Source organism: Pseudenhygromyxa sp. WMMC2535 (assembly GCF_011083025.2).
In genome coordinates, this window is the sequence record NZ_JABJWV010000001.1 from 2,002,250 (window position 1) to 2,027,740 (window position 25,491).

At 68.2% G+C, this 25,491-nt stretch carries 16 protein-coding genes; 6 read left to right on the plus strand and 10 right to left on the minus strand.

Annotated elements, in window-relative coordinates:
* Window positions 1–6: 6 nt before the first annotated feature.
* From G6O69_RS07530 to G6O69_RS07545, 4 genes are all read right to left on the minus strand, one after another.
* Window positions 7–2,220, minus strand: coding sequence for an extracellular solute-binding protein (locus G6O69_RS07530; protein WP_172302845.1), 2,214 nt, complete (start codon window positions 2,218–2,220; stop codon window positions 7–9).
* Window positions 2,221–2,309: 89 nt separating this feature from the next.
* Complete coding sequence (gene ugpC, locus G6O69_RS07535) at window positions 2,310–3,386, minus strand: sn-glycerol-3-phosphate ABC transporter ATP-binding protein UgpC (protein ID WP_172302846.1); 1,077 nt, start codon at window positions 3,384–3,386, stop codon at window positions 2,310–2,312.
* Window positions 3,387–3,399: 13 nt separating this feature from the next.
* Window positions 3,400–5,313 (minus strand): alpha-amylase family glycosyl hydrolase, encoded by a 1,914-nt coding sequence (locus G6O69_RS07540; RefSeq protein WP_255215727.1) that lies wholly within the window; start codon window positions 5,311–5,313, stop codon window positions 3,400–3,402.
* Between the two features lie 3 nt (window positions 5,314–5,316).
* Complete coding sequence (locus tag G6O69_RS07545) at window positions 5,317–7,038, minus strand: carbohydrate porin (protein WP_172302847.1); 1,722 nt, start codon at window positions 7,036–7,038, stop codon at window positions 5,317–5,319.
* Between the two features lie 49 nt (window positions 7,039–7,087).
* Between G6O69_RS07545 and G6O69_RS07550 the strand changes: the two genes are divergently transcribed.
* From G6O69_RS07550 to G6O69_RS07575, 6 genes are all read left to right on the plus strand, one after another.
* Window positions 7,088–9,292, plus strand: coding sequence for an alpha-amylase family glycosyl hydrolase (locus tag G6O69_RS07550; RefSeq protein WP_172302848.1), 2,205 nt, complete (start codon window positions 7,088–7,090; stop codon window positions 9,290–9,292).
* A 137-nt stretch (window positions 9,293–9,429) separates the two neighbouring features.
* A complete protein-coding gene (locus tag G6O69_RS07555; protein WP_172302849.1) occupies window positions 9,430–10,641 on the plus strand; it encodes a fibrinogen-like YCDxxxxGGGW domain-containing protein in 1,212 nt (403 codons plus the stop codon).
* A gap of 252 nt (window positions 10,642–10,893) precedes the next feature.
* Window positions 10,894–13,260 carry a PAS domain S-box protein gene (locus tag G6O69_RS07560; protein WP_172302850.1) on the plus strand — a complete coding sequence of 789 codons (2,367 nt, stop codon included), beginning with the start codon at window positions 10,894–10,896 and terminating at the stop codon, window positions 13,258–13,260.
* Between the two features lie 60 nt (window positions 13,261–13,320).
* Window positions 13,321–15,354, plus strand: a complete 2,034-nt coding sequence (locus tag G6O69_RS07565) for an alpha-amylase family glycosyl hydrolase (protein ID WP_172302851.1) — start codon at window positions 13,321–13,323, stop codon at window positions 15,352–15,354.
* 35 nt (window positions 15,355–15,389) lie between these two features.
* Complete coding sequence (locus tag G6O69_RS07570; RefSeq protein ID WP_172302852.1) at window positions 15,390–17,321, plus strand: membrane dipeptidase; 1,932 nt, start codon at window positions 15,390–15,392, stop codon at window positions 17,319–17,321.
* 19 nt (window positions 17,322–17,340) lie between these two features.
* A complete protein-coding gene (locus tag G6O69_RS07575; RefSeq protein ID WP_172302853.1) occupies window positions 17,341–18,204 on the plus strand; it encodes a zf-TFIIB domain-containing protein in 864 nt (287 codons plus the stop codon).
* 14 nt (window positions 18,205–18,218) lie between these two features.
* Here the strand turns inward: G6O69_RS07575 and tssI are convergent, their stop codons facing one another.
* The 6 genes from tssI to G6O69_RS07605 all read right to left on the minus strand — a co-directional run bounded on the left by tssI (window position 18,219) and on the right by G6O69_RS07605 (window position 25,433).
* Window positions 18,219–20,516 carry a type VI secretion system tip protein TssI/VgrG gene (gene tssI, locus G6O69_RS07580; RefSeq protein WP_172302854.1) on the minus strand — a complete coding sequence of 766 codons (2,298 nt, stop codon included), beginning with the start codon at window positions 20,514–20,516 and terminating at the stop codon, window positions 18,219–18,221.
* 58 nt (window positions 20,517–20,574) lie between these two features.
* Window positions 20,575–21,744 (minus strand): DUF2169 domain-containing protein, encoded by a 1,170-nt coding sequence (locus tag G6O69_RS07585; RefSeq protein ID WP_172302855.1) that lies wholly within the window; start codon window positions 21,742–21,744, stop codon window positions 20,575–20,577.
* Window positions 21,745–21,764: 20 nt separating this feature from the next.
* Window positions 21,765–22,937 carry a hypothetical protein gene (locus G6O69_RS07590; RefSeq protein ID WP_172302856.1) on the minus strand — a complete coding sequence of 391 codons (1,173 nt, stop codon included), beginning with the start codon at window positions 22,935–22,937 and terminating at the stop codon, window positions 21,765–21,767.
* Window positions 22,934–23,914: a DUF2169 domain-containing protein gene (locus G6O69_RS07595; RefSeq protein WP_176396699.1), complete on the minus strand. Its 981-nt coding sequence runs from the start codon at window positions 23,912–23,914 to the stop codon at window positions 22,934–22,936. Before G6O69_RS07595 ends, G6O69_RS07590 begins: the two co-directional genes overlap by 4 nt.
* 36 nt (window positions 23,915–23,950) lie before the next feature.
* On the minus strand, window positions 23,951–24,412 hold the full coding sequence (locus G6O69_RS07600) for a hypothetical protein (protein ID WP_172302858.1): 462 nt from the start codon (window positions 24,410–24,412) through the stop codon (window positions 23,951–23,953).
* A 259-nt stretch (window positions 24,413–24,671) separates the two neighbouring features.
* Window positions 24,672–25,433 (minus strand): hypothetical protein, encoded by a 762-nt coding sequence (locus tag G6O69_RS07605; RefSeq protein ID WP_172302859.1) that lies wholly within the window; start codon window positions 25,431–25,433, stop codon window positions 24,672–24,674.
* Window positions 25,434–25,491 lie beyond the last annotated feature (58 nt).

Consider the following 25,491-nt stretch of genomic DNA (forward strand, 5'->3'; position numbering starts at 1 on the left):
GCGGGCTCAGCTCCCTCCCAGGGTCTCGCGGCCGAGCAGCTTGTCCGTGAGCCGGCTGGTGCCCATGAGCAACAAGAAGATCAGCACGGCGTAGGCGGCCGCGTAGCCGTACTGGGCGTCGCGGGTGAAGGCCCAGCGGTAGGCCTCGGAGACCAGGATGTCGGTGGTCCCGTCGGGGTCGCCGCCCGAGACCAGGAAGACGACGTTGAACATGTTGAACGTCCAGATCGCGCCCAGGGTGATCGCCGGGAGCATGGTCGGGGCGATCATCGGCAAGGTGATCCGGCTCAGGCGCTGCCAGCGGCTGGCGCCGTCGACCTCGGCGGCCTCGAGCACGTCCTTGGGCACGGCCGCGAGCGCGCCGAGGGTCACGACCATCATGAAGGGGAAGCCCAGCCACACGTTGGTCGCGACGTTGGCCGTGAACGCGGTCGAGAAGCGGGCGAACCAGGCGATCGGCTCGATGCTGAACCCGAAGAGCTCGTTGATCGCGTTGATCAGCCCGGTCACGGCGCCGAACTGGCGGTGGAACATGCCGCGCCAGGCCAGGGCGGTGACGTAGCTGGGCACGGCCCAGGGGACGATCAGCAGCACCCGGTAGACGCCCTTGAGCTTCATGGCCGGGCGCGAGAGCACCAGGCCCAAGCTGACGCCGATCGCCAGGTGAAAGAACACGTTGACCACGGTCCACAGCACGGTGACGGCCAGGACCACGTAGAAGGAGCCCGTCGACAGCAGCTCCCCGCCGCGCGCGCTCAGGATCTCGCGGAAGTTGGCGAGGCCCACGTAGTACATCTCGTGCGGCTTGCCGGCGAAGAGCGCCGCGCCGGCGCCGAAGAGGATCGGCAAGAGCACGAGCACGGTGACCGCGAGGGCGCCGATGGCCACGTAGGCGTAGGCGGGCAGCGAGCGCCGCAGGTCGCCGAGCAGGTCGGCGCGCTTGCGACCGCGGTGGACCAGCAAGCCGGCGCCGGCCAGGCTGAGCAGACCGAGGAGCACGAGCACCGGCGTGGGCGAGGCCGGCTCGGGGGGCGGGCGGCGGACGTCTTCGAAGCGCCGCCGGGCCTCGCTCAGGGCCGGGCCGGGCTCCATGTCGTGGCGCATGACCTTGCGGATCGCCCGATTGGCGGGCTCCCACAGCGAGCGCATGGCCGAGGTCGAGGGCATCAGCTGAGCGAGCTCGGCCTGGCGCGCGAAGGCCTGGAGCACCGGATCTTCGGGCGCCGGGACGTCGGCCCGGGCGCTGAGGCTGCCGGCGACCTCGGCCCGGATCTGCGCGGCCTCGGGGCTGGCGAGGTGAGCGAGCAGGCGCAGGGCGTCGGGGTTTTGTGCGCCCCGCGGCGAGAGCATCGCGGCCTCCACCGTCAGCAGCGGGCGCATGGGCTCGCCGGTCTCCTCGACCACGGGCAGGGGCGCGACGGTGAACGAGACCTCGTCGCCGAGATCCGCCAAAAACCATGGCCCGCTGAACACCGTGGCCGCCTTGCCGGCCTTGAACAAGTTGGTGACCAGGGCGCCGTCGGCGTCCTCGGGGACCACGCCGGCCTCGACGAGCTCGACGGCCAGCGCCAAGGAGCGCTCGGCGGCCGGGCCCTCGAAGGCGTAGTCGTCGGTCTCGGGATCGAGGAGCTCGCCGCCGAAGGCCGCGAGCAGGGCCGCGTGGGCGTAGGCGCCGCGGGCCTCGTAGGCCAGGGGATACACGCCCTCGGGCAGCGTGCCCTTCAGCGCGACGATCTCCTCGAGGGTCGCCGGCGCGGTCGCGACGAGCGGCGTGTTGACGAAGAGCGCGAGGCACTTTTGCGAGAGCGGCAGGCCCCAGCTGTGGCCGTCGATGGTGACCGCGGCGATCGCCTGGCCGAGGTAAGCGCCCTCGCGGGGGATCAGCTCGGCGGGGATCTGTGCGACCAGGCCGCGCTCACGAAAGTTGCCGAGGCGCTCGTGGGCGTCGATGAACACGTCGGGGCCCTGGCCGAGGGGCACGAAGGACTCGAGCTTGGAGGCGAAGGCGTCGTAGGGCAGGGCCAGGACCTCGACCTCGGCGTCCTCGAACTCGGCGAGGATCCGCTCGAGGGCCTGCTCCTCGGCGCCGCGGTAGGCATGCCAGACCACCAGCGGCTCCTCGGCCGCGGCCAGGCCGGGGAAGAGCAGCCCGGTCAACAAGAGCAGCAGCGCCGCGAGCGGAGCCGCCGCTCGGCGCGAGCGCCTTGGCGTCGACCTCATCGACCTCGTCGACCTCTTCGACCTCGTCTTGTCTCGTCCCTCGCTCGGCACACAGCCCCGCGCGCTCGGCCTGAGCGAGCTCGCCCCGCTCATCGCAGGCTGCGCTCCGTCTCGGCGTCGAAGAGGTGCAGCCGCTCGACCCGCAGCGGCAGCGTGTCGCCCCGGGCGACGCGGTGCTCGGCCGGCAAGGCGGCGATGAAGGGTCGGCGCTCGGCGTCGCCCGTGAGCACCCCGTGAATGGTGAGCTCGGGGCCCAGGGTCTCGACGACCTCGACCTCGAGCGTCAGCTCGCCCTCGCCGGCGGGCGCGAGCTCGAGGTCGTGGGGGCGCAGGCCGAGGATGACGGCCTTGTCCTCGGCGAGGCCGCTGAAGGGCCCGGGCTCGCGGATCTCGACCGCGCCGGCGCGCCAGCTCGAGCCCGCGCGGTGCAGCGTGGTCGGGACCAAGTTCATCGCCGGGCTGCCCAGGAACTTGGCCACGAAGCAGTTGACCGGAGCGCGGTAGATATCGATGGGCGCGCCGCGCTGCTGGACCTCGCCGCCCTCGAGCACGAAGAGCACGTCGGCCAGGGTCATGGCCTCGACCTGGTCGTGGGTCACGTAGATGCTGGTCGCCTCGAGCTCGTCGTGCTGCTTGCGGATGTCCACGCGCACCTGGGTGCGCAGCGCGGGGTCGAGGTTGGACAGGGGCTCGTCGAACAAGAACAGCGCCGGGCGGCGGACGATCGCCCGCCCCATGGCCACGCGCTGGCGCTGGCCGCCGCTGAGCGCCCGCGGCAGGCGATCGAGGAGGTGGTGGATGTCGAGCATCCGCGCGACCTCCTCGACCCGCGTGGTGATCGTCGCGGCGTCGGTCTTGCGCAGGCGCAGGCCGAACTCGAGGTTCTTGCGCACGCTCATGTGCGGGTAGAGGGCGTAGGACTGGAAGACCATCGCGATGTCGCGCTCGCGCGGCTCGAGTTCGGTGACCTCGCGCTCGCCGAAGTGGATGGTCCCCGAGCTCACGCGCTCGAGCCCCGCGAGCAGGCGCAAGAGCGTGGACTTGCCGCAGCCGCTGGGCCCGACGAGGACCGCGAACTGCCCGGCCGCGATGTCGAGGTCGATGCCCCGCAAGACCGTGGTCTCGCCGAAGCGCTTGACGATCTGCTTACCCCTGACGCTGACCATGCTCGCGCGCCGCTCAGGGGATCGAGACCCAGTCGGACTGGGGCACCAAGATCACGCCGGTCATCGGGTCGAGGGTGATGTCCAGGCTGCCGTCCCCGCCCACGGTCCAGGTCTCCCCGGAGATCGCGTCCTTGAGCACGGTCCCCGCCGGGGCGAGCACGCTCATCACCTCGCCCTCGTAGGCCGTGCGGCTGGCGTGGCTCTGGTTGCTGTTGATCACGACCAGGGCGTAGCCGTTGGCGCTGTTGCCCCCGTTACGCTCGAAGGCGAAGATCCCCGCGTCCTCCTCGTCGCCGGTCCGCGCCGTCGCCCAGGTCACGCCGAGGTCGCCGCGGCGCAGCGCGGTGTACTGCTTGCGCATCTTGGCCAGGCGCGAGATCCACACGAAGGTGGTGTTGGTCGTGTCGAAGCCCGACTTCCACAGATCCTCGCGGTTGGCCGGGTCGTTGCCGCCGTCGAAGTTCTGCTCGGTCCCGTAGTACAGGCAGGGCACGCCCGGCGCGGTGTACAAGAACAGCAAGGCGTTGCGCAGCAGCTGCTGGGCCACGTCCTCGTCGCGGTCGTTGACCGCGTACAAAAAGCGCGGGACGTCGTGGTTGTCGAGGAAGTTGATCGGCACGTCCGCGGGCGGGATGCCGATGCCCCCGGTCATCGCCTCGGTCCCCCAGGTGGTCGTGCGCTGCTCCCACAGGCTCTGGATCCGGTCCGTGGACTGAGCGTCCTGGAAGACGTCGCGGATCGCCTGGAAGTGCTGCGGAAAGTAAAACGCGCTGTCGAGCTGGTCGCCGGTCAGCGCCGGCCCGTCGCTGGCGCAGTCGAGCTCGTGGTCCTCGGGCGCGAGCTTTTGGGTGAACGAGCCGACCAGGTCGTCGCGGCCGTCGAAGGCCTCGCCGAACATGATGAAGTTGGTCTTGCCCTTCTCGGCCAGGCGCTGGCGCAGGCGCTGGGTGAAGTAGCGCCAAAACTCGTACTCGACGTGCTTGATCGTGTCGATGCGGAAGCCGTCGGCGTTGCTCTGCTCGATGATCCGCGCGTAGACGTCGACGAAGGCCTGCTTGACGTCGCAGCGCGTGGTGTCGACGTCCTTGAGCCCGCCGGGGAAGTCGCCGGTCAGCAGCTGCTCTTCGACCTCGAAGTCCAAGGTCCGCCCGCGCCGGTTGTAGACCGCGGGGTTGCGGAACACCTCGGGGCTGGGCGGCATGTGGTTGGAGTAGGGGTCGTTGCCAAAGATGATCGGCGCCGGCCCGGCCTCGCCCAGCGAGGTGAAGGACTGGATCCCGCGGATGTCGAAGTCCGGGTCGTACTCGTTGATGTGGAGCACCGGCGAGTCGGTGCCGTTGCCCTGGAGCTGGACGTCGGCGTTCCCGTTGAGGTTGATGTCGTAATAAAACAGCTGCCCGACGTGGTTGGTGACGATGTCGATGATCACCAACATGTCGCGCTCGTGGGCCGCGTCGACCAGGCGGCGCAGGGCCACGAGGTCGCCGAAGTGGGGGTTGAGCGCGGTGAAGTCCTGGGCCCAGTAGCCGTGGTAGCCGTCGACGTCGGCGTCGGTCTCGACGTTCTTGATCACCGGCGAGATCCACAGCGCCGTGACCCCGAGCTCCTCCAGGTAGGGCAGCTTGTCCTCGAGCCCGCGCCAGTCGCCGCCGTGGTAGCGGGCCGGCGCGTCGAGCTCGATCATGTAGTCGTTGCCCTGATCCCCGTTGTAGAACCGGTCGACGAGGACCTGATAGATGACCTCGTCGCGCCAGTCCTCGACCTCCACGGTCAGCTCCGGGGTGTCCTCGTAGCCCTCGTAGCTCAGGCAGCTGCCCAAGAGCGGCGCGCAGGCCAGGGCCAGGGCGGCCCCGAGCCCGAGCCGAAGGCGGCGCCCCCGGGAGTAGGTGTTCTTGCGTGCGTCTGCGTGGCCCATGTTTGCTGCCAAGGTTCAGTCCCGGAAGTAGCTGGTGCTGCCGAACCACCACTCGGCGCCGACGCCGATCAGGTGATCGACGCCGCGCACGCTGAAGGGGTCATCGACGGCGTAGAGCGAGCGCGCTCCCGCGTCGCGCACGGTCAACATGTAGTAGGCGCGGATGTGCGGGCGGGCGTAGGAGCCGCGGCCGTTGGGCGCCCAAAAGGGCATGATGCCCACGCGCCCGAGGCTGCCGACCACCGGCGCCGGGTCGGCGTCGGCCTCGAGGCCCGTGAGGATGCCGCGCTGCTGGATCTGGTAGGAGCCCTCGAGCGCGACCCCGGCGATGTTCTTGATCCAGATCTGCGGGCGCAGCAGGACGATGCCCTCGTTGAGGTCGTTGAAGTCGAGGGCCTCGCTGGCGTTGCGGAAGCGCCGGAAGTAGGCCCCGCCCATGAGCCCGAAGAACTTGTATTCGTAGTTGCCGCCGAGGGCGACGATCAGCTCGCGCGCGCCCTTTGTGGTGTTGTCGGCGGCCAGCTGCGTGGGCGCGCGCAGGTCACCGTAGGCGGCGAGGTTCCACGCGTGGCGGACCCAGGCGTTGACGTGGGTGCTGCGCTTGCCGGTGAACAAGCTGATCTCGCCGCCGGCGACGAAGCCGCTGTCGGCCGGGACCTCTTCGAACTCGCGGTAGTCGAGCTCGCGCTGGCCGGCGCGCACGTGGTGGGTCTCGCCGTAGGCGACGAGCTTGACGCCGCCGCTCTCGCCCACGCCCATGAACACGTGGCCGAGCTTGTAGCTGGTCACGATCTTCTGGCGATCGAGGACCGCGACCTCGGTCTCACCCGCCTGGTCGAGGGCCGGCGAGCGCAGCACGGTCTGCACGTAGAAGGGGTCGTTGGGCTGCTGCACGCCGCCGTGGACCTTGAGGAAGGTGCCCGTGGAGAACTGGTAGCCCAGGCCCGCGCCGATGGTGTTGAGGTTGTCGAGCGGCCACCAGTCGAGGACGTAGATGTCGTCGCCTCGATACATGCGCGAGCCGGCCCAAAAGGACAGGTTCTTCGCGCCCAGGCCGACCTCTTCGATGTAGAGGTTGCGCAGCGCCAGCTTGGCGTCGAACTCACCGTTGTAGTGGAAGATCGGGTGGGAGAAGGCGACGGTCGAGACGATCCGCGTGTAGGCGCCGGTCGCCTCCCAGTAGTCCTCGCGGCGCAGCTCGAGCTCGGCGTAGGTCGACTCGTCGAAGCGTGAGCCGCGGGCGACGATGTCGGCGTCGCGGCCCGGGCGGCCGCGCAGGTCACCGGCCGCGACCACGCGACCGTAGGAGCCGAAGTGAAACCCGTCGGCGTAGTTGGGCGGGCGCTGGGCGTCGACGAAGGCCTTGTCCTGGACGTCGAGCTCGGGCTCCTCTTCTTTTTCCTTGCTCGCCTCGATCGCCGAGACCGCGGCGGCCTGCTCACCGGCCCTGGCCGCCGCCTCGGCCGCGGCGTCGGCCTTCTCGGAGGCAGCGGCCGCGGCCTCCTGGGCCTCGTCGCGTTCCTCGCGGAGTTCCTCGACCTCCTGCTCGAGGGCGTCGAGGCGCTCTTGCAGCTGGCGAAGGACCTCGGCGTCGAGATCCGTGGAGGGAGGAGGAGGCTCCTCGTCACCCGGAGGGCTCTGCGGCGGTGCGGCCACCGCGAGCCCGGGTACGAGCAAGATCAGCGCGACACTCGAGCCGCCGATCAGCCGTTGAAGGGCGCTGCCCAGCTTCGACACTGGCGCCACCTTACATCAGCCGCCCCCACCTTCGGTATAGTTCTTTTCGGTGATCCCCCCGCTCCGATCGACTCGACCGCTTCGCCGGTTCGCCCGCAAAGCCCTGCCTGGCTCGCTGCTCGCGGGGCTCCTGAGCAGCTGCGGCGGCGCGCAAGACAGTGCGCCCACGCGAGACTGCCGGCTGGTGGTCTGGGCCCAGCCCGAGCACAGCAATGGCGAGGCCCTGCGTGTCGTCGGTAGCTGGGACGAGTGGGCGAGCCCCGGGGTGGCGATGGAGGATCGCGGCGAGGGCTGGCAGGCGGCGGCCATCGAGCTTCCCCCCGGCGAGTATGGCTACCTCGTCGTCGAAGATGGGGTCGGACGGATCGACGAGTACAACCCGCTAACCACCTTTCGCACCCTCTCACAGGTCGATATCGAGGTCTCACGGGCAGAAATCGCCGATTGCGAGGACCCCGCGGTCGAGATCGACGAGGCCCTCGTCGAGGGTGACACGCTCACGATCCGTGGCCACTTCTTCACGGGGCAGGACGGCGATCCCCTCGACGTGGCCTCGATCACGGCGGCGGGCCTCGAGGTGCTGCCCGAGGACAGCGCCGCCGACTCGGGCGCCCTCGCCCTGCGCAGCGCGGGCCTCGAGCGCGGCCGACATCGCTTCGTGGTCGAGGCCCGCGACGCCTCCGGGCGCGCAGCCGAGGCCGCGGTCTCGGTCTTCGTCGACCCCATCGCCCCGCGCTGGCAGGACGCGGTCCTCTATCAGGTGGTTACGGACCGCTTCCGCGGCCCCGGCGGGACCTGGCTCGATGATCCCGTGAACACGGCTGCGCGGGCGGGCGGGACCCTCGACGGCGTGCAGGCCTCGATCGAAGACGGCTCCCTCGAGGCCCTGGGCGTCAGCGCGATCTGGCTCTCGCCCGTCTATCAAAACCCCGACGTGGCCCGCGAGGGCAGCGACGGCCGGCTCTACGAGAGCTACCACGGCTACTGGGTGCTCGACTCGCGGACCGTGGATCCGCGCATCGGCGGCGAGCAGGCCCTGCGCGCGCTCATCGAGGCCGCCCACGCCCGCGGCATCGCGGTGATCCTCGACCTCGTCCCCAACCACGTCTACGAAGACCACCCGATCGTCGCCGCCAAGGCCAGCGAGGGGTGGTTCAACGAGCACCCCCAAAGCTGCGTGTGCGGCACGGCCAGCTGCCCCTGGGACCAGTACATCCAGACCTGCTGGTTCGCGAGCTACCTCCCCGACCTGCGCCTCGAGAACCCCGCGACCATGAACTTCATGGTCGAGGAGCTGCGCTGGTGGGTGGAGGAATTCGACGTCGACGGCGTGCGCGTGGACGCGGTCCCGATGATGCCGCGCGCGGCCTCGCGGCGCATCGCCGACGCCCTGCGCCAGGCCAGCTTCCCCGGCGACGACCGCCTGCTGCTCGGCGAGATCTTCGTGGGCGGCGGCCGCCAGGGCGTGCAGGCGCTGCGCTACTACCTGGGGCCCCAGGGCCTCGACAGCGTGTTCGACTTCCCGACGATGTGGGCGATCCGCGACGCCCTGGCCAGCGAGGCCGCCGGGTTCACGGCCCTCGACGCCCTGCTCGCCCAGACCGACGCCGAGCTCGAGGGCTCGGGCGCAGTGCTCGGGCGGATGCTCGGCAACCACGACACCAGCCGCTTCATCTCGGCCGTGGTCGGCGACGGCGACGGCGACCCCTGGGACGCGCCCGCCAGCCAGCCTGAGGAGGGCGAGGCCCTCGAGCGGGTCGCCCTCGCGCTGACCTTGCAGCTGACCTTGCCCGGCATGCCGGTGCTCTACTACGGCGACGAGCTCGGCCTCGCCGGCGCCGGAGATCCCGACTGCCGCCGGGTCATGCCCGACCCCGACAGCCTCTCGCCCGCGCGCCAGGCCCTGCTCGCCCACGCCCGCCGCCTCGGCCGCTTGCGCCGCGAGCTCCCGGCGCTGCGCTCGAGCCTGCGCGAGACCCTGCACGTGGGCGAGGACAGCTACGCCTACGCGCGCATCGCCGAAGGCGGCGACGGCAACAGCAACAGCAACGGCAGCGGCAGCAGCAACGGCGAGGTCGTGGTCGTCGCGCTCTCGCGGGCGAGCGACCCCGTCGAGCTCGCCCTGCCCGGCGGCGTGGTCCCGCCCGGGCGCTACGTCGACGCCCTCGGCGAGGCGATCATCGTCGACGTGAGCGAGGCCGGGGCCAGCCTCGAGCTCGGCCCGCGCAGCGCCGTGGTGCTCGTGCGCGAGTGAGCGAGGCACCCAATACGAGCACGCAAAGCCGAATTGCGGCCCATGGACGGCGCATGGATCCACGCGTCGTCAAGTCGGGACATCCAAATCCCGCCAGCGACGTTGCCCCTCGCTTTTTGCCCCCATAGATTCCGGCCATGCAATTCATCCGCGAATCCCTGCTCCCGCGCACCGGCGCGTTGACCATGGCCCTCGGCCTCGCGCTCTCGGCCTGCGGCGACGACGGCGGCGTCGAGTCCAGCTCGGACGAAGGCGACAGCGCCGAGACCGAGTCCGAATCCGGCGAGTCCGAGTCCGGTGAGTCCGGCTCCGAGGACGCCACGAGCACGGGCTCCGAGGACGACATCGGCCCCGAGACCGACACCGACACCGACACCGACACCAGCGCCGAGGGCGTGTGTGGAGACGGCCAGGTCGACGCGGGCGAGGTCTGCGACGACGGAGTCAACGACGGCAGCTACGGCGGCTGCAACCCCGACTGCGCGTCCTTGGCCGCGCACTGCGGCGACGGTGAGCTCAACGGCGACGAGGCCTGCGACGACGGCAACGAGCTCGCCAATGACGGCTGCACCGACTATTGCGTCGTGCCGAGCAGCTGTCAGCAATTGCTCGAGGTCGACGACACCCTACACAGCGACTTTTATGTCATCTCCCCCGAGGGCTACGAGGGCGAGCCCTTCACGGTCTACTGCGACATGGTCACCGACGGCGGCGGCTGGGCGGTGATCTTCAAGAACCACGGCGGGGCGATCGGCGGCGAGCTCTCCAACGAGACCCTGCTCGAGGGCGACCCCGGCGAGTATGGCGATGTCATCGCCCCCCACAACCTCGAGCTGCTCTCGGGCGTCAACCCCGAGGCCTGGGCCTACTACCGCGCCCAGCCCGGCCACGAGTGGCTGAAGCTCGGCACGCTGTGGACAGAGGAGGGCGAGCTCGTCCACGAGCAGACCCTGCGCGTCGGCCTCGGCGCGGTCACCTGGGACTGGATCCTCTCCCTGGCCAGCGAAGAGCCCTGCCACGTCGCCCCCAACCAGATCTCGGTGGTCGCCAACGGCACGGAGGACCTCGGCCAGACCGACCGCGTCAACAGCTACCAGGACGCTCGCCGCACCTTCGGCCTGGCCAACGGCTTCGCCGAAGACAGCTGTGACCAGGGCGAGGACAACCTGATCACCGATCCCAACGAGGTGCTCTTTCGCCTCGAGGACGCGAGCACCACCAACGGCATCCGCCACCTGTTCAGCTACACCCACACCAGCGACGGTCAAGACGCGAGCCGCTGCCAGTTCGCGTGCTGGGCCGCGGAGACCCTCGATCACTACGACGCCTTCACCTGGCACGTGCGCTGAGCGGCGCGCTCTTCGGCAAAGCTGCACCATGGGGCCGCGATCGTCACGACCGTGGCCCCATGCATTTACAAACAGCCTCTAAATGATTCGCCATGACCAAAATTGGCCCGTCGCATAGGGCGAGAGCATTCGCCTTCGCTGCGCCTCCCCCGTGCAGCTTCTGCGGCCATGTCCCGACTCGCCACATGCTATCGATGGACAATCTTCCGCGCTGACCAAAACGACCCCAACCTGAACTTTGGTGTGGCGGCTTTGAGACACGGTCTCATCGATCGTCAGCAATTCGCCGACGCCTGCGCGCTGTGGGCCGGTGGGGATCAGGCTCGTAGCCTCGCGGATCTGCTGCTGGAGCGTGGCTGGCTGTCCTCTGACGGCCGCGCCCGCGTGGACGCGCTGCTCGAGCGCGAGCGAACCCAGACCATCGTCGACAACTCGCACGACGAGCTCCCCAAGGAGGCCCGCGCCACCACCGGCGAGCTCACCCCTTCGGATCAGGGGGCGACCATGACGATGCTCGCTCCGGCCGACTTCATCCCCAAACTCCACGCCAAGAGCTCCCCGAGCAGCCTCGGCGCCGGCGCCAGCGTCGGAGGCATGGGCTTTGTACCCGATCGCGAAGGTGGGTTTTCAGTTCGCGAACGTCTCGAACTGCGCGACCTTCACTCCATGGGTGGCATCGGCGAGGTCTGGCGCGCCTATGACCAGATCATCGGCCGCGAGGTCGCCCTCAAGCGCCTGCGACCCGACCGCGCGGGCCACGAAGCCAGCCGCGCGCGCTTTTTCCGTGAGGCCAAGATCACCGGCCAGCTCGAGCACCCCGGCATCGTCCCGGTCTACGACTACAGCGCCAGCCCCGACGGCTCGCATTGCTTCTACACGATGCGCTTTTTGCGGGGTCGGACCTTGCGCGAGGTCGTGATCGACTTTCACGCGTCTCGAATCCGCAACGGCCACGCCATGGTCGGCGGCGATCTGCTCGCGCTCCTCGGCGCCTTCGTCAGCGTCTGCAACACCATCGCCTTTGCCCACACCCGGCGGATCATTCACCGCGACCTCAAGGGCGACAACGTGATCCTCGGAGACTTCGGCGAGGTCGTGGTCCTCGACTGGGGGCTGGCCAAGCAGCTCGGCAGCGGCCACGAGGACGAGCGCCCGCGCGCGAGCAAGCGCTTCGACGACCACCGGGCCGGCGAGACCGTGGACGGCGAGCGCCTGGGCACGCCCTCGTACATGGCCCCGGAGCAGGCCCGCGGCGACCTCAGCTGCGTCGACGAGCGCACCGACGTCTACGGCCTCGCGGCGATCCTCTACGAGATCCTCACCGGCCTGCCCCCCTTCCCCGGAGAGAGCGCGGCCGCGGTCATGGCCGCGGTGATCGAGCACCCACCGCAGCCGCCCCGCCGGCACGTCTCCGACATCCCCGCTCCCCTCGAGGCCGCCTGCATGCGCGGCCTATCCAAGGACCCGAGCGCGCGCCAGCGCGGCGCCGCGGAGCTCGGGGCCCAGGTCCAGGGGTGGATCAACGCCCTGGCCGAGCGCACCCGCAGCGAGCAGGAGCGCGAGCGCTTCTTCGACCTGTCCTTGGACCTGCTCGCCCTCGTCGACCGCCGCGGCCGCCTGGTCCAGTCCAACGCGGCCTGGGAGACCATCTTGGGCTCTAACGAGCAGGCCCGGTCCGGCGCGGCGCTGCTCGACTTCGTGGCCGAGGACGACCACACCATGGTCGAGCTCGCCCTCGCCGCGGTCTGGTCGGGCACCTCCCACCAAGGCTTCGAGATCCGCATGTACGACGAGTCCGGCAAGCGCCGCTGGATCGACTGGTACGCGCGCTCCTTGCCCGACCAGCAGGTCCTCTACCTCGTCGGCCGCGACGTCAGCGAGCGCAAGGAGTCCGAGCAGGAGTTCCAGGGCCTGGTCGAGTCGGCCCCGGATCCCAGCTGCGTGATCGACGAGCGCGGCAACATCGTGCTCGTCAACGGCGGCCTCGAGCGCATGTTCGGCTACTCGCGCGAGGAGCTGCTCGGCGAGGGCGTGGAGATCCTCGTGCCCGAGCACCTCCGCGCCCGCCACCACGAGCACGTCACCCGCTACGCCACCGCGCCTGCGGTCCGGCCCATGGGCAGCGGCCTCGACCTTCAGGGCCAGCACAAAGACGGGACGATCTTCCGGGTCGAGATCAGCCTCAGCCCGGTGCGCACGGACGGTCGCACCCTGATCGCCTGCTCGCTGCGTGACGTCGACGCCCGCCACCGACGCGAGCGCGTGTTCATGTCGATCCTCGAGGCGGCCCCCGACGCCATGCTCGCCGTGGATCGCGAGCAGCGCGTCGTCTACGCCAACGGGCGCATGGAGGCCGTGTTCGGCTACGAGCGCGCCGAGCTCGTCGGGCAGCCGCTCGAGCTGCTGATCCCCGAGGCCGCCCGCGCGCGACACCGCGAGCACATCACCCGCTACGCCAGCGATCCTCAGGTCCGCAGCATGGGCGCGAGCCGGACCCTCTTTGGTCGCCACAAGGACGGCAGCGAGGTGCCCATCGACGTCAGCTTGAGCCCGGCGAAGACCGAGGACGGCCTGCTGATCGCCGCGGCGATCCGCGTCCGCGACTGCACGCCCCAATAGGCGCGCCTCCCCATTGCGAGGCTGGCAGCGGACCCGGCCCAGGCGGTACCCTAGCGCGCCGTGTCTTTTAAATATGCCTTCGAGCCCCTGCTCCTCACGCTCCCTCTAGGCGCGCTGCTCCTCGCCGGCTGCCCCGTCGACAGCCTCGGCAGCGACGACGAGTACGGGGATCCGCCCGCGGGCGACACCTTCGACCCCGACGCGGGCGGCGACGGCGGGAGCTCGACCAGCGGAGGCGCGAACACCGACGAGGGCGACGACACGGCGGACACCAGCGGCGAGACCGGGCCGGTCGAGTGCGACGACGCCAACAAGCGCTGCGATCACGAGTTCACCCTGACCGATATGGGCTACTCGAGCGTGACCGTGATCGGCGACTTCAGCTCGACCGGCTGGGACGTCGGGGTGGACATGAGCAACCAGGGCGGGACGTGGACGGCGACCGTGCCCCTGCCCTGGGACACGGCGGTGCTCTACAAGTTCGAGATCAACGGCGGCGAGAGCTACATCGAGGACCCCGACAACCCCGACAAGGTCGACGACGGCTTCGGCGGCTACAACTCCCAGCTCGACGGGATCACCTGCGAGGAGTGGACCTGCGACCCCGGGCTGATCGGCGACTTCGACTGGCGCGACGCGATCATCTACTTCGTGTTCGTCGACCGCTTCAACAACGGCGACGCGGGCAACGACGCGGCGATCGGCGTCGAGAGCGAGGCCGACTGGCAAGGCGGCGACTGGGCCGGGGTCATGGCCAAGATCGACGAGGGCTACTTCAACGACCTCGGCGTCAACACCTTGTGGCTGACGGTCCCCGCCAACAACACCAGCGCGAGCGGGATCGGGACCGACGGCCACTACTACTCGGCCTACCACGGCTACTGGCCGCAGGACCTCACGACCACCGAGGAGCACTTCGGCACCCTCGAGGAGCTCCAGAGCCTCGTCGAGCTCGCCCACGCCGCCGGCCTCAAGGTGATCGTCGACTACGCCATGAACCACGTCCACGAGAGCGCGGGGGTCTACGCCGAGCACAGCGACTGGTTTTGGCCCAACGACAACGGCCAGGGCGGCAACTGTGTGTGCGGCGACGGCTGCGGCTGGGGCGGCGACGAGGGCAAGCGCTGCTGGTTCACCGCCTACCTGCCCGACTTCGACTTCACAAACGCCGAGGCCCGGGCCTTCTCCGTCGACAACGCCTTGCAGTGGATCGCCGACACCGGCGTCGACGGCTTCCGCCTCGACGCGGTCAAGCACATCGAGGACGACTGGCTGCTCGACATGCGCGCGGCCGTGGCCGCGGAGGTCGAGCCGATGACCGGCGAGCACTTCTACATGGTCGGCGAGACCTTCGACGGCGACCGCGACCTGATCGCCTACTACGTCAAGTCGACCATGCTCGACGGCCAGTTCGACTTCCCGCTGCGCATGCAGATCGCCACCAACTTGATCATGCGCCAGGGCAACATGAGCGACCTCGCCTCGTTCATGGACAGCAACGACGGCTACTACGGCGCGGGGATCATGAGCACCTTCATCGGCAACCACGACATCCCGCGGGTGATCCACCTGGCCGAGGACAACCCGGTGTGGGGTGACGCGTGGACCGACGGCAAGGACCTCGCGTGGAGCGACATCAGCCTGCCCGGCAACACCTCGCCCTTCGAGCGCGTGGCCCTGGGCTTCACGCTGATCATGACCATCCCCGGGGCCCCGCTGGTCTACTACGGCGACGAGTACGGCATGGCCGGCGCCGGTGATCCCGACAACCGCCGCTTCATGCAGTGGTCGGGCTACAGCAGCGCCCAGCAGGCCCTGCGCGACCACCTGGCCGCGCTCACGGCGATCCGCAGCGAGCAGATCGCCCTGCGTCGCGGCAGCCGCAACACCCTGTCCTCGGACGCCGACACCCTGACCTACGAGATGGTCTACGGCAGCGAGGTGGTCTACGTGGCCCTCAACCGCGCCGACGCACAGCGCTCGGCGGGCGGGCTGCCCGGCGGCGACTACCAGGACCTGCTCAGCGGCCAGAGCGTGTCGGGGACGAGCGTGAGCTTGCCGGCGCGGTCGGGGATGGTCCTCGTCCCGCAGTGAGGCACCGAGGCGCGCGGAGCCGCTACACTCTCGCCATGGTGCTGTCTCCCCCCCGCTTCGCCGCCCTGCCCTTCGCCGCCGCCCTGACCTGCCTCGCCTGCCAGACCCCCCCAGCCGACGAAGGCAGCGACGACGAGGTCGACGAGACCGCGACCGCGACCGAGACCGCCACCGACACCGACACCGGCGAGCCCGAGCCTGACCCGCTCACGGGCGTCGCCGACCTCCACCTGCACATGTTCGCCGAAGAGGCCTTTGGCGGCGGATGGTTCCACGGCTCGGCCTCCGGCGCGGCCGAGGTCGCGCTCGCGCTTTGTGACGGCGGGGCCTCCGGCGACCACGCCCAGCTCCAGGAGGACCTCTCGTTTCTCTTCGAGGGCTGCGACCCGGACCTGCTCAGCGAGACCGCGGCCCAGGTCCCCTACCTCCAGGCGATCCTCACCCTCGGCGGCCACGGCATCGCCGAGCTGATCGCCGAGGTCCCCGGCAGCTCCGGCGACACCGGCACGCACCTCGACCGCACCGGCGGCTACCCGGACTACGAGGGCTGGCCGCGCTGGGACGTGATCGCCCACCAGCAGTCCTGGGAGGGCTGGCTCGAGCAGGCCTACAACGAGGGGCTGCGCGTCAGCGTGATCTCGGCGGTGTCCTTCGACTGGCTGTGCGAGGCCGTGCCCGAGGAGAACCGCACCCGCCCGCAGTGCGACGAGATGGCCGACGTGATCGTCCAGCTCGAGCAGGCCAACGCCCTGGCCGCGAACAACGACTGGGCAGAGATCGCGCTGACCGCCGAGGACGCGCGGCGGATCGTCAGCGAGGACAAGCTGGCGATCGTGCTGAGCATCGAGGCCTCGCACATCTTTGGTGACGACGACTGGCGCGAGGCCCTCGACGAGGTCTACGGCCTCGGCGTGCGCACCTTGCAGCTCGTCCACCAGCTCGACAACCGCTTCGGCGGCGCCGCCCCGCACAACGAGATCTTCCAGATCGCCGGCTTCGCCGAGAACTGCCGCGTCGACAGCGACTGCGGCCTGACCACCCAGGACCTGACCTTGGGCTTCGACGTCGACGCCGACTGCCGCAACACCTTGGGCCTGACCAGCGAGGGCCGCGAGCTCGTCGAAGAGATGATCGCCCGCGGCATGCTCATCGACATGGCGCACATGTCCGAGCAGCTCGTCGGCGACGTCTACGAGATCGCCGTCGACAACGACTACTACCCGCTCTACCTGTCCCACGCCCACTTCCGCGAGATCATGCTCCCGGCCAAGGCCAAGCAGGAGAAGACCACGCCCTCGTGGGTCGTGCAGACGGTCCGCGAGACCGGCGGGATGATCGGCCTGCGCACCGCCCACGAAGAGGTCAACGACTACACGCCCTCGGCCATCGACAACAGCTGTCACGGCTCGAGCCGGTCCTTCGCCCAGGCCTACGACTACGGCCGCCTCGGCCTCGGGGTCAGCATCGGCACGGGCTCGGACCTCAACGGCTTCATCCAGCAGACCCGGCCGCGCTTCGGCGATCAGGCCTGCTCGGCCTCGTTCACCGAAGAGGCGCAGTGCCAAGCTCGCGACGAGCGCGCCGAGGGCCTCCAGCTCGGCACCGAGTTCGACGAGATCGGCCTGGGCCGCATGGACATGCTCGGCGACCTGCTCGACGACCTCGAGCTGCTCGGCACCGACGTCGAGCCGCTGCGTCGCTCGGCCGACGACTTCGTGCGCATGTGGGAGCGCGCCGAGGGTGAGCGCAGCGGGATGATCCCCGACCTGCCCGAGATGAACCTCGAGGGCGTGGTCATCAACCCCTCGCACTACGAGCGCCGCCAGGCCCTGCCCCAGGAGTGCGACACCCCCTACTGCCCGGGGGCCCTGCTCGCTGGCGAGGACTGCATGTTCGACGCCCAATGTGAGAGCGGCAGCTGCGCCGGCGCAGGCGAGTGTGGCGAGCCAGCCGGCGTCTGCGAGTGAGCCCTGCTACCATCGGGGCGTGCGCATCTTGGTCGCATGCCCCGACTGCCAGCGTCAGTACGACGCCTCCTCCTACCCCATGGGCAGCCGCTTTTGGTGCCACTGCGGCGCCGTCTTGAAAGTCGAGCAGCCCCCCGCCCACGAGGCCGCCGTCGTCCGTTGCTCGGGCTGCGGCGCGCCGCGCTGCGACGGCCCGACCTGCGAGCACTGCGGCTCGAGCTTCGCCAAGTACGAGCAGGACCTGCGCTCGATCTGCCCGCACTGCACCTCGCGGGTCAGCGACGCCGCCCGCTTCTGCCACAGCTGCGGCCAGGCCCTCGCCGCCGACGGCAGCGCGGGCGAGCTCAGCGACTACATCTGCCCGGCCTGCGGCGGCGACCAGCACATGCACAGCCGCCAGCTCGGCGCGGACCTCTCGCTGCACGAGTGCAGCGCCTGCGCCGGCCTGTGGCTCGGGCGCCAGACCTTCGAGCACGTGATCCGCCGGGCCGAAGAGATGATCACCGAGCTGCCCTCGCTCCAGCCCGAGAGCGCCGGCGGAGCCGGGGCCAGCATCAGCAAGGGCGTCACGCTCGAGGCCGCCGTGCGCTACCGGCCCTGCCCCGAGTGCAGGGCGCTGATGAACCGCAGCCAGTACGGCAAGTACAGCCGGGTGATCATCGACACCTGCAAGGAGCACGGCGTGTGGCTCGACGAGGGCGAGCTGACGCAGATCCTCGAGTGGGTCCGCGACGGCGGCCTCGAGCGCGCGCGCGCGTCGAGGCACGAGGAGCGCATGGCCCAGCTACGCGGGACGCAGGTCGACAGCCAGGTCCGCGCGATCGAGCGCGAGCGCGACTCCATGGGGCTGGTCGACTCGCTGTTCATGATCAAGATGTGGTAGCCGGCTCAGCGGGCTCAGCAGTTGAGCTTGATGACCGAGCCCCTGACCGAGACCGGCCCCGGCGAGACCACCTCGACGAGGCCCGGCATCACGGCGACGGAGCTGCCGCCTGCGACCAGCCTCACCTCCGACGCCGTGATCGTGACCACGTCGCAGATCATGTCGATGCTCGCGCCGCCTTGGTTGAGCACCACCCGGGTCGCCCCGCTCACGCTCAGCACGTTCCCGGAGCTCAAGCTCAGATCTCCGTCGGCCAAGCAGCTGAACGCCCCGTTCGCGTAAAACGAGACATCTCCGCCCTCCATGATGAAGGAGCTCGCGCCCGAGCCTTGAACGAGCGCGATCCGGTTGACCGCGTCGAGCTCGTACTTGTCGTCGGCGCAGATCGCAATCTCGCCCGAGCCGGTCTCGCCCGCGGTCACCGTCAGGCTGCTCTTGCCGATCACCGAGTGGGAGAAGCTCGACAGGCTGCTCACGCTGTGGAAGCCGACCGAGGTCACCGAGGTCCGGCCCTGGACCACCTCCGTCTCGTTGGCGGCCACCATGGTCGTGCGGTTGGCCTTCAAGATGTTCATCTCGTCCGCGCCCACGGTCTTCGTGCGGGTCGCCCCCACGCTCATCGTCTGACACGCACCCACCGACTCGGTCTGGTTCACGCCGATCGTCTGGGTCTGGTTCGCGCCGATCATCTGAGTCTGGTTCACGCCCACGGTGTTGCTCTGGTCGACCTTGACCAGGGTCGAGTGGCAGTGCTCGACGACCTCGTTGAAGTCTTTTTGCGCGTGGATGAAGACCTCCTCGCTGCCGGCCGCGTCCTCGAAGCGCAGCTCGTTGTAGCCCCCGCCTCCCGGTGAGCTGTTGGTCCTCAGCGTGCTCTGGGTCTTGTTCGCCGGCACGCCCACGCTGATCGCGTTGTCGCCGTTGTAGACGCAGCCGACCACCATGGGCTGGTCCGGCCGACCCTCGAGGAACTCGACGACCACCTCCATGCCGATGCGCGGCACGAAGAAGGTGCCAAAGCCGGGCCCCGCCCAATTGTGGGCGACCCGCGTCCACATCGAGGTGTCGTCGCTGAGTCCATTTTGCCGGTCCCAGTCGAAGCGGACCTTCACGCGCCCGTACTCGTCGGTGTGGATCTCCTCGCCCGCGGGCCCGGTGACGATCGCCGTCTGCGGCCCGTGAACCCGCGGCCGCGGCGTCCGCTTCTCGGGCAGGTAGGGCTTGCCGGCCGCGTAGATCAGGCACTCGAAGCGGTTTTGATAGCGCGGCTGACCGCCCGGCTGCTGCAGGACCACCTCGGGGCAGTCCCCCGCGTGGATCACCCGCCGGATCAGATACTCCGCCGAGAGCTCCGGACGCTCGGCATCGAAGGCCGAGAAGCGCCGCCCCGGCTCGAGCCCGATCACGTTGGACACCCCGCCGACCCGTCTGCCCAGCTGCTGCCGGCGCCCGAGCTTGCGCAAGGTCCTCGGCCCCGGATCCCCCTCGACGAAGCGGCCATGGTGGTAGAGCTCGCGTCTGCGCCCAAATTCGTCGTCGTCCGGCTCTCCCCCCGCGGGCGCCACGGCCTCGAGCGCCGACGTGGGCGTCGACCAGTCGAAGACCCGCTGATAGGCCGCCGTCGGCGTCAGCTCGCGGAGCAGCTCGATCTGCTGCAAGGTCTCGAACTCGGCCAGCTCCGGCTGACTCGCGTCGAGCAACAGCACCGCGCTGTCGTTGATCGTCACCACCTCCTCGACCCCGGCGTTGCTGTCCTCGAGCAGCATCAGCTCGGCCTCGCCCTGCTCGTGGTCGAAGCGGTAGCTGATCCCCTCCTCCTCGAGTAGCCGGCTGACGAAGGCGAGGTCGCTCTCGTGATATTGGACGATGGTCACCCGCGGCGCGTAGCTGCGCGTCAGGCCGCCGAGGTCGACGCTGCGCTCGTAGTCCCCCAGCGCCGCCCCGAGGACCTCCGCGACCACATCCGGCACCGACGCGCCCTGCCACAGCCGGGTATCGACGCGATCTTCGAGCAAGCGCAAGGCTGGGACGAGCTCCAGGCGGACGTGCAGCCGACTCGCGTCCACGCCCAGAAACTCGACCGAACGCACCACACCACGCAGCGTCCGAACCACCGCCTGGCGGTCCATCCTGAGCTCACAGCTGCAACCCAGGAGCTGCTCGGCGTCGGCGGCCAGGTCGGTGGAGACCAGGACCAGCGTGATCTGATAGGGCTCGGACAGGGCCTCGTAGGCGTCCAAGCTGCGGACCTGCCACGCGATCATGGGACCGTCGGCGGCCGTGAAGGTGTATTCGACTGGCGAGATTGGCATGGTTCTTACTCGATCTGGGCTCAGGCTTGGCGAAGAGCTTGGAATTGAGACCCGCAGCTCACCACTCGACGAGCAGGGGCATCGACGCGAGCTCGACGGGCGTATAGGGGCGACGGGCATGGCCGCTGCCCCGCCAAGTCAGCGTCAAGCGCGAGATGTCCGGCTCGATCGAGACGGTGTGTAGCACCGGGCGGGTTGGGATCAGCTTTCCCTCTCGACCATCGATGCACATCCTTCGTGGGGGAGCGGGTATGGCGAAGCGAAGCCGTCGCTCGATCGGGTGCAGGTGGCTGAGTTCCACCTCCTCGCCGCCCACGAGGTGGGGGAGCTGCATATCGAGAGATGCGCCATTTCCAAAGCGTCGCAAGCTCTCGATCGCGAGGTCCTCTTGTCTCTCTACCTTCAGAAGCTCCCTCGACAGCAGCCCACGCTCGATCTCCGGCATCGATGACAGTCGTTGTTTGTCGAATACCTGCTGGATGCCCGCAAAGGCGGCTCGAGGAAACCATCCCCAGTTCACCCACCCATAGCTCTGCGGAAGCGGCATCTCCACCCAGCGCTCCGGGTCACCGACGAGCATCCTCTCGGGCGTGAGCCGGTCAAAGGGGTCCTCGATGTTCGGCATCTCACAGCGCTCGACCGCCCCGCTCTTGGCCTCCATGAGATAGCCCTTTCCACAAGGGTTACGCGGATAGAGGTAAGGGCTCTGATTTGACGCTCTGATACTCGTCCCTTCCAAGTAGCGCTCGAAGACGGCAAAGGGATTTCCATGCACCTCCTCCGCGCCGCAATCACGACCCCCATAGGCCCGCGCAAAGGTCAACGGCATCGCCTCGAAGAGCTCGGGCTCCGAGATCAAGATCCTCCCTGTCGAGGAGAGCGCGCAGTGGCGGTCACCCAGCACGAGAACCCGCTTTTCATGGCGCCCAACCCTCAGGCTCACCTCGAGCGCTGCGCACGGGTCTCCGCCGGTGTAGGCGTGGCCATGCAGCACGACGTCCGTTCTGGGCTTGAGAGGGATGAGCTCGATGTCTCGGACGAGCATGTTGCGGTCCTCTGGACTCCTGACGGGCTCCAGCACGAGAGGTACTTGCTCATCGTCCGGCACGCACTCACCACCCGAAGTGATGAGGTATGTCCGCTTTGCAATGACACAAAGCAGCCATTCCCCGTCACCTTCTGCAGAGAGCTGACAGACAGCACCAGATCTACAACTTTCTTCAATCATGAAAATCCCTCTCACCCGCACTACACGACGGTCACAGGAGTCTCCAAGGGGTACACAGGAGAGCAAAAGGGATCCTCGAAGTAGTCATGAATCTCTTGCCCCGCGTTCCCCTCCAGCATATCGGCAAGACCATGCCCTGCCCACTCCGAAAACGACTGAATGGGATTACTCCCAGCTGGAAGCCCAGCCATACTGTCAGTAAGGGACACAGCCTTATTATACACAGAAAAACCGAACGCATACCCCATGGGAGATCCAGTGATCCAACCCAACACGAGTTTACCAATCTCGTTCAGAACTGGTTTGGCTGCGTCACTGATAATTGGAGCGACAACGCGGCCAACAAGTGGAGTTACCACATCACTGAGAACTCCCCTGACAGCACTAGCAACAGCCCGAGATGAGAAGAGCAACGACCGTGAGACGACTTTTTTCAACACCTCCGCGGTAAGAACGATCGGGAGCAAGATCTCAGGGCGAACAGTACGAACGAGACCTTCACAGATCATCTCGCCGAGGTCTCCGAACTCCCGGCCTATCGCTCCCAAAACTTTCCCAACTCCACTGCTCACATGACCACCAACTTGCGCGAACGAACGACCAGCACGTTCTCCCACCCACTTCCCCGCTTTACTAACGAGCGACGGTCCAAAATCATACAAAAGGTCCACCACTTTACTGCAAGCGAACTGAACGGCACTCGTGATCGCCATTGAAAACACCCCTGCGAGAAAATCGCCGAGCGTCATCCCTGCAATGACGGTATTGGGAGCGATGACAAACCCTGTGGGCAGAGGACATGGATCTCCACATTCGAGTTGAGGATTCACGATGAGCGCCAGAGCCACCGCCAGCGGCCCCTTTGGCGTTTGCACACTCGACACCCCAAAATGCCCCTGCGAACTGCTGCCAAGCGTGTTGATCAGCATATGAACAACATGATTCATGGCCGGAAAGGTTATGTGCGGGACAAACATACCAATATCAAACACCTTGGCCATCGCGTTGCCTGGCGGCATCTTGATATCGAGGTTTTCCTGACTGCTGGCCATCCACCACGGACCAAAGCGAACCATGGCAAACACCAGGTGCGGAGCAAGGGGGACCAAAGGCACAGGAACCAGCAAGGGATAGCCGTTATGAAGGTCGACACCAATCATCGGGTGGTAGTTGGCGATCGCACAGCAGATCACGAGCAGACCTCACTCTCGGCAGCAGGAGCACCTTCAAACAGTTCGCAAGAGCGCTCCTGGAGCTCATGCAACACGTACCGAAAGGGAAAGCGATAGGCGATGAACACCCTGCGCGCCTCCACCTCGAATCCAACCTGGTCGATTGCTAGTGGATGCTCATAGACCTCTGTGCCGAAGCGCAGGCGCACACAAAGTCGGTGATAGGGCAGCCGCAGACGAAGCGGCCCCGAAGCCGAGACCCCCGAGATCATGACGAGATCTCCGGGGTCGACATGACTGGCGACCATCTCTGGGAAGGCTGCGTTGAAGAAGCGTGGCTTGATCTCGACACGGCCGCCTTCGAACTGCGCCACCCCCGTTTTGGCGCGAAGGGGGGAGCTCAGCGGCATCGGCACGAGCCCTACCGGCGAAGGCCGCTCGTCCCACTTCTCGATCAAGTGCTCCGGGTCTTCGATATGTGGCAAAGGCCGCGCGACCGCGCTGTCCTCCGAGAGATAAAAGCCTCGTCCCTCCGGGTTCTCCACGTATGGAACGGTCAGACCGTCCCAGTCGTCCTCCCCCCCATAAGCTTGCCCCAGTTCCAGCGGCATCGACGAGAAGGGGCGAGGCGCTGTCGCCTCGAGGCCTCCCGGACGACGCTGCCAAACCCTGGGCCCGAACACCCAGACGCGACGGCTGAACTGCTCACCGATGTGCACGGCGACTTCCATCTGAGTCGTCGGTCTGCCACCTTCGGGCACCGCGTTCGCAAACAAGAACACGTCGACCCCTCCCCGATAGAACACGAGGTCGCTCGCCATGGCCCCCTGTGGCCCCTCCCACGGCTCGTTGGAGACGAGCCAGGGCTGTGTGTCGCTTGGAACCAGCTCTTCGCCATTCAGGTCATAGGTCACACGCACGAGCGCAGCAGCGGCGACCCGGTCTTTTCTGTACAGCATCCGGGCGAGGCCGGCGGGGTAAGGGGTATGATTATCCAATCGCATATGGAGCCCTCGTTCATCGAGACACCTCAACTATGCGTTGAGCTTGATCCGCTCTCCCTCGAGCTTGACGTCATCGTTAGCCTCTACGTTGACGTTGCCCAGGCGCGCCCGAATCGTCTGGATTCTACCTTCGGTGTGGATATCTCCGGCCGCTCGAAAGCTCGCATCCGCGTCGCTCGTGATCGTCACGCCGCGGTTCCCGTGGAGCGCCAGCTCATCAGCGCGAATCGCGAGGGCGCCCCTGGTCGCCAGCGTCACCTTTGTACCGGTAACCTGAAGGGATATCCCCTCCGCGTCGATCGAGATGCACAGCCCAGCGACACCGGTGGGTCCTGTCACCTCGAGCAGATCTTGCTCCGCGCTACGTCGAATCTCCAGCGTGTGCTCTCCATGGAGCGCAATTTCCTCCGTGCCCGCGGCGTCTCTCGAGTCGAGGGCGTGCGTTGCTTCATCTTCCAGGCTCGTGACTTGGAGTCCTTCGCGCTCGAGCATCGACTAGACAGTGTCTTCCTACGCTGGGTGTTTGCTGTCTCAGAGTTCGCCAGATGCGGGTCATTCACCATGAAACAACGGTTCGCCGATCATATTTGTCCGAGGCCGCTGACCTCCAGTGACCAAGACCGTGATTGGACATCTGTCTAGAACATGGCCTACTTGGGCTACGGCAGGCACTCGAGCAACGCAAAAAGGCGCGGGCCTTCGCGGCTCCGCGCCCTCGGGCGAGGCATCACCGAACCCGGCCCAGCCTCGCTCAGCCCAGCGCGATGCGCAGCGCGTCCCCGTCGACGACGATCGCGTAGCTCGCCCCCGCCGCGAAGGCCTTCAGGTTCGCCGGCGCCGAGAAGCGCACCCGCCCGCGCTCGGGCGAGAGCGCGTGCGCGCTGCAGCCGGCCCGCGACTCGAGGTAGACGCGCAGCGCGTCGCCGCTGTCGTCGACCTCGACGTAGACCGTGTCGCCGCCCTTGATCGACACGCCGGTCGCGTGCGAGAGGTCCTCGAAGGCGCGCCGAGGGATGCACAGGCGGCCGTCGCCGTGGACGCTGGCGACCATCGGCGCGTTGGCCTGGGCCACGGCGGCGGCGAAGCGCTGGCGCTCGAGGGCGGTGGGCGTGAACCCGGGGCGAGGGATCTCGACCTCGAAGTCGTGGCTGGCCCCCAGCGCGGGCGTGGGCGCGTAGACGAACACCTCGGTGCCCGCGGGGGTGCGGCTGCGGCCGGTGGTCCGCCGGGGCACCTGCACGGCGGGGCTGACCCGGCCGTAGTCGTCGCGGTACTCGATCGCGCCCTCGTGAAAGAGGTCTTTGACGAACTCGCCGAGCTCGGCCACGGCGAAGCGGAAGTCCACGCGCTGCTCTCGCAGCAGCTTGGCGAGCTCGCCCGACGAGAAGCAGGCCTCGGTGCGCACGAAGTGGTCGACGAGGGTGCACACGGCGTCTTGCCAGGTGCGGTCGTTGGCGATGCTGGGCTGGTCGTCGGAGGTGGTCTTGGTGGCGGCGGCGGTGGTGGTGGTCATGGTCTCGTCCTGTCGAAATTCGTGAATCGGCGAATCAGTGAATCGGTGAATCTGTGTG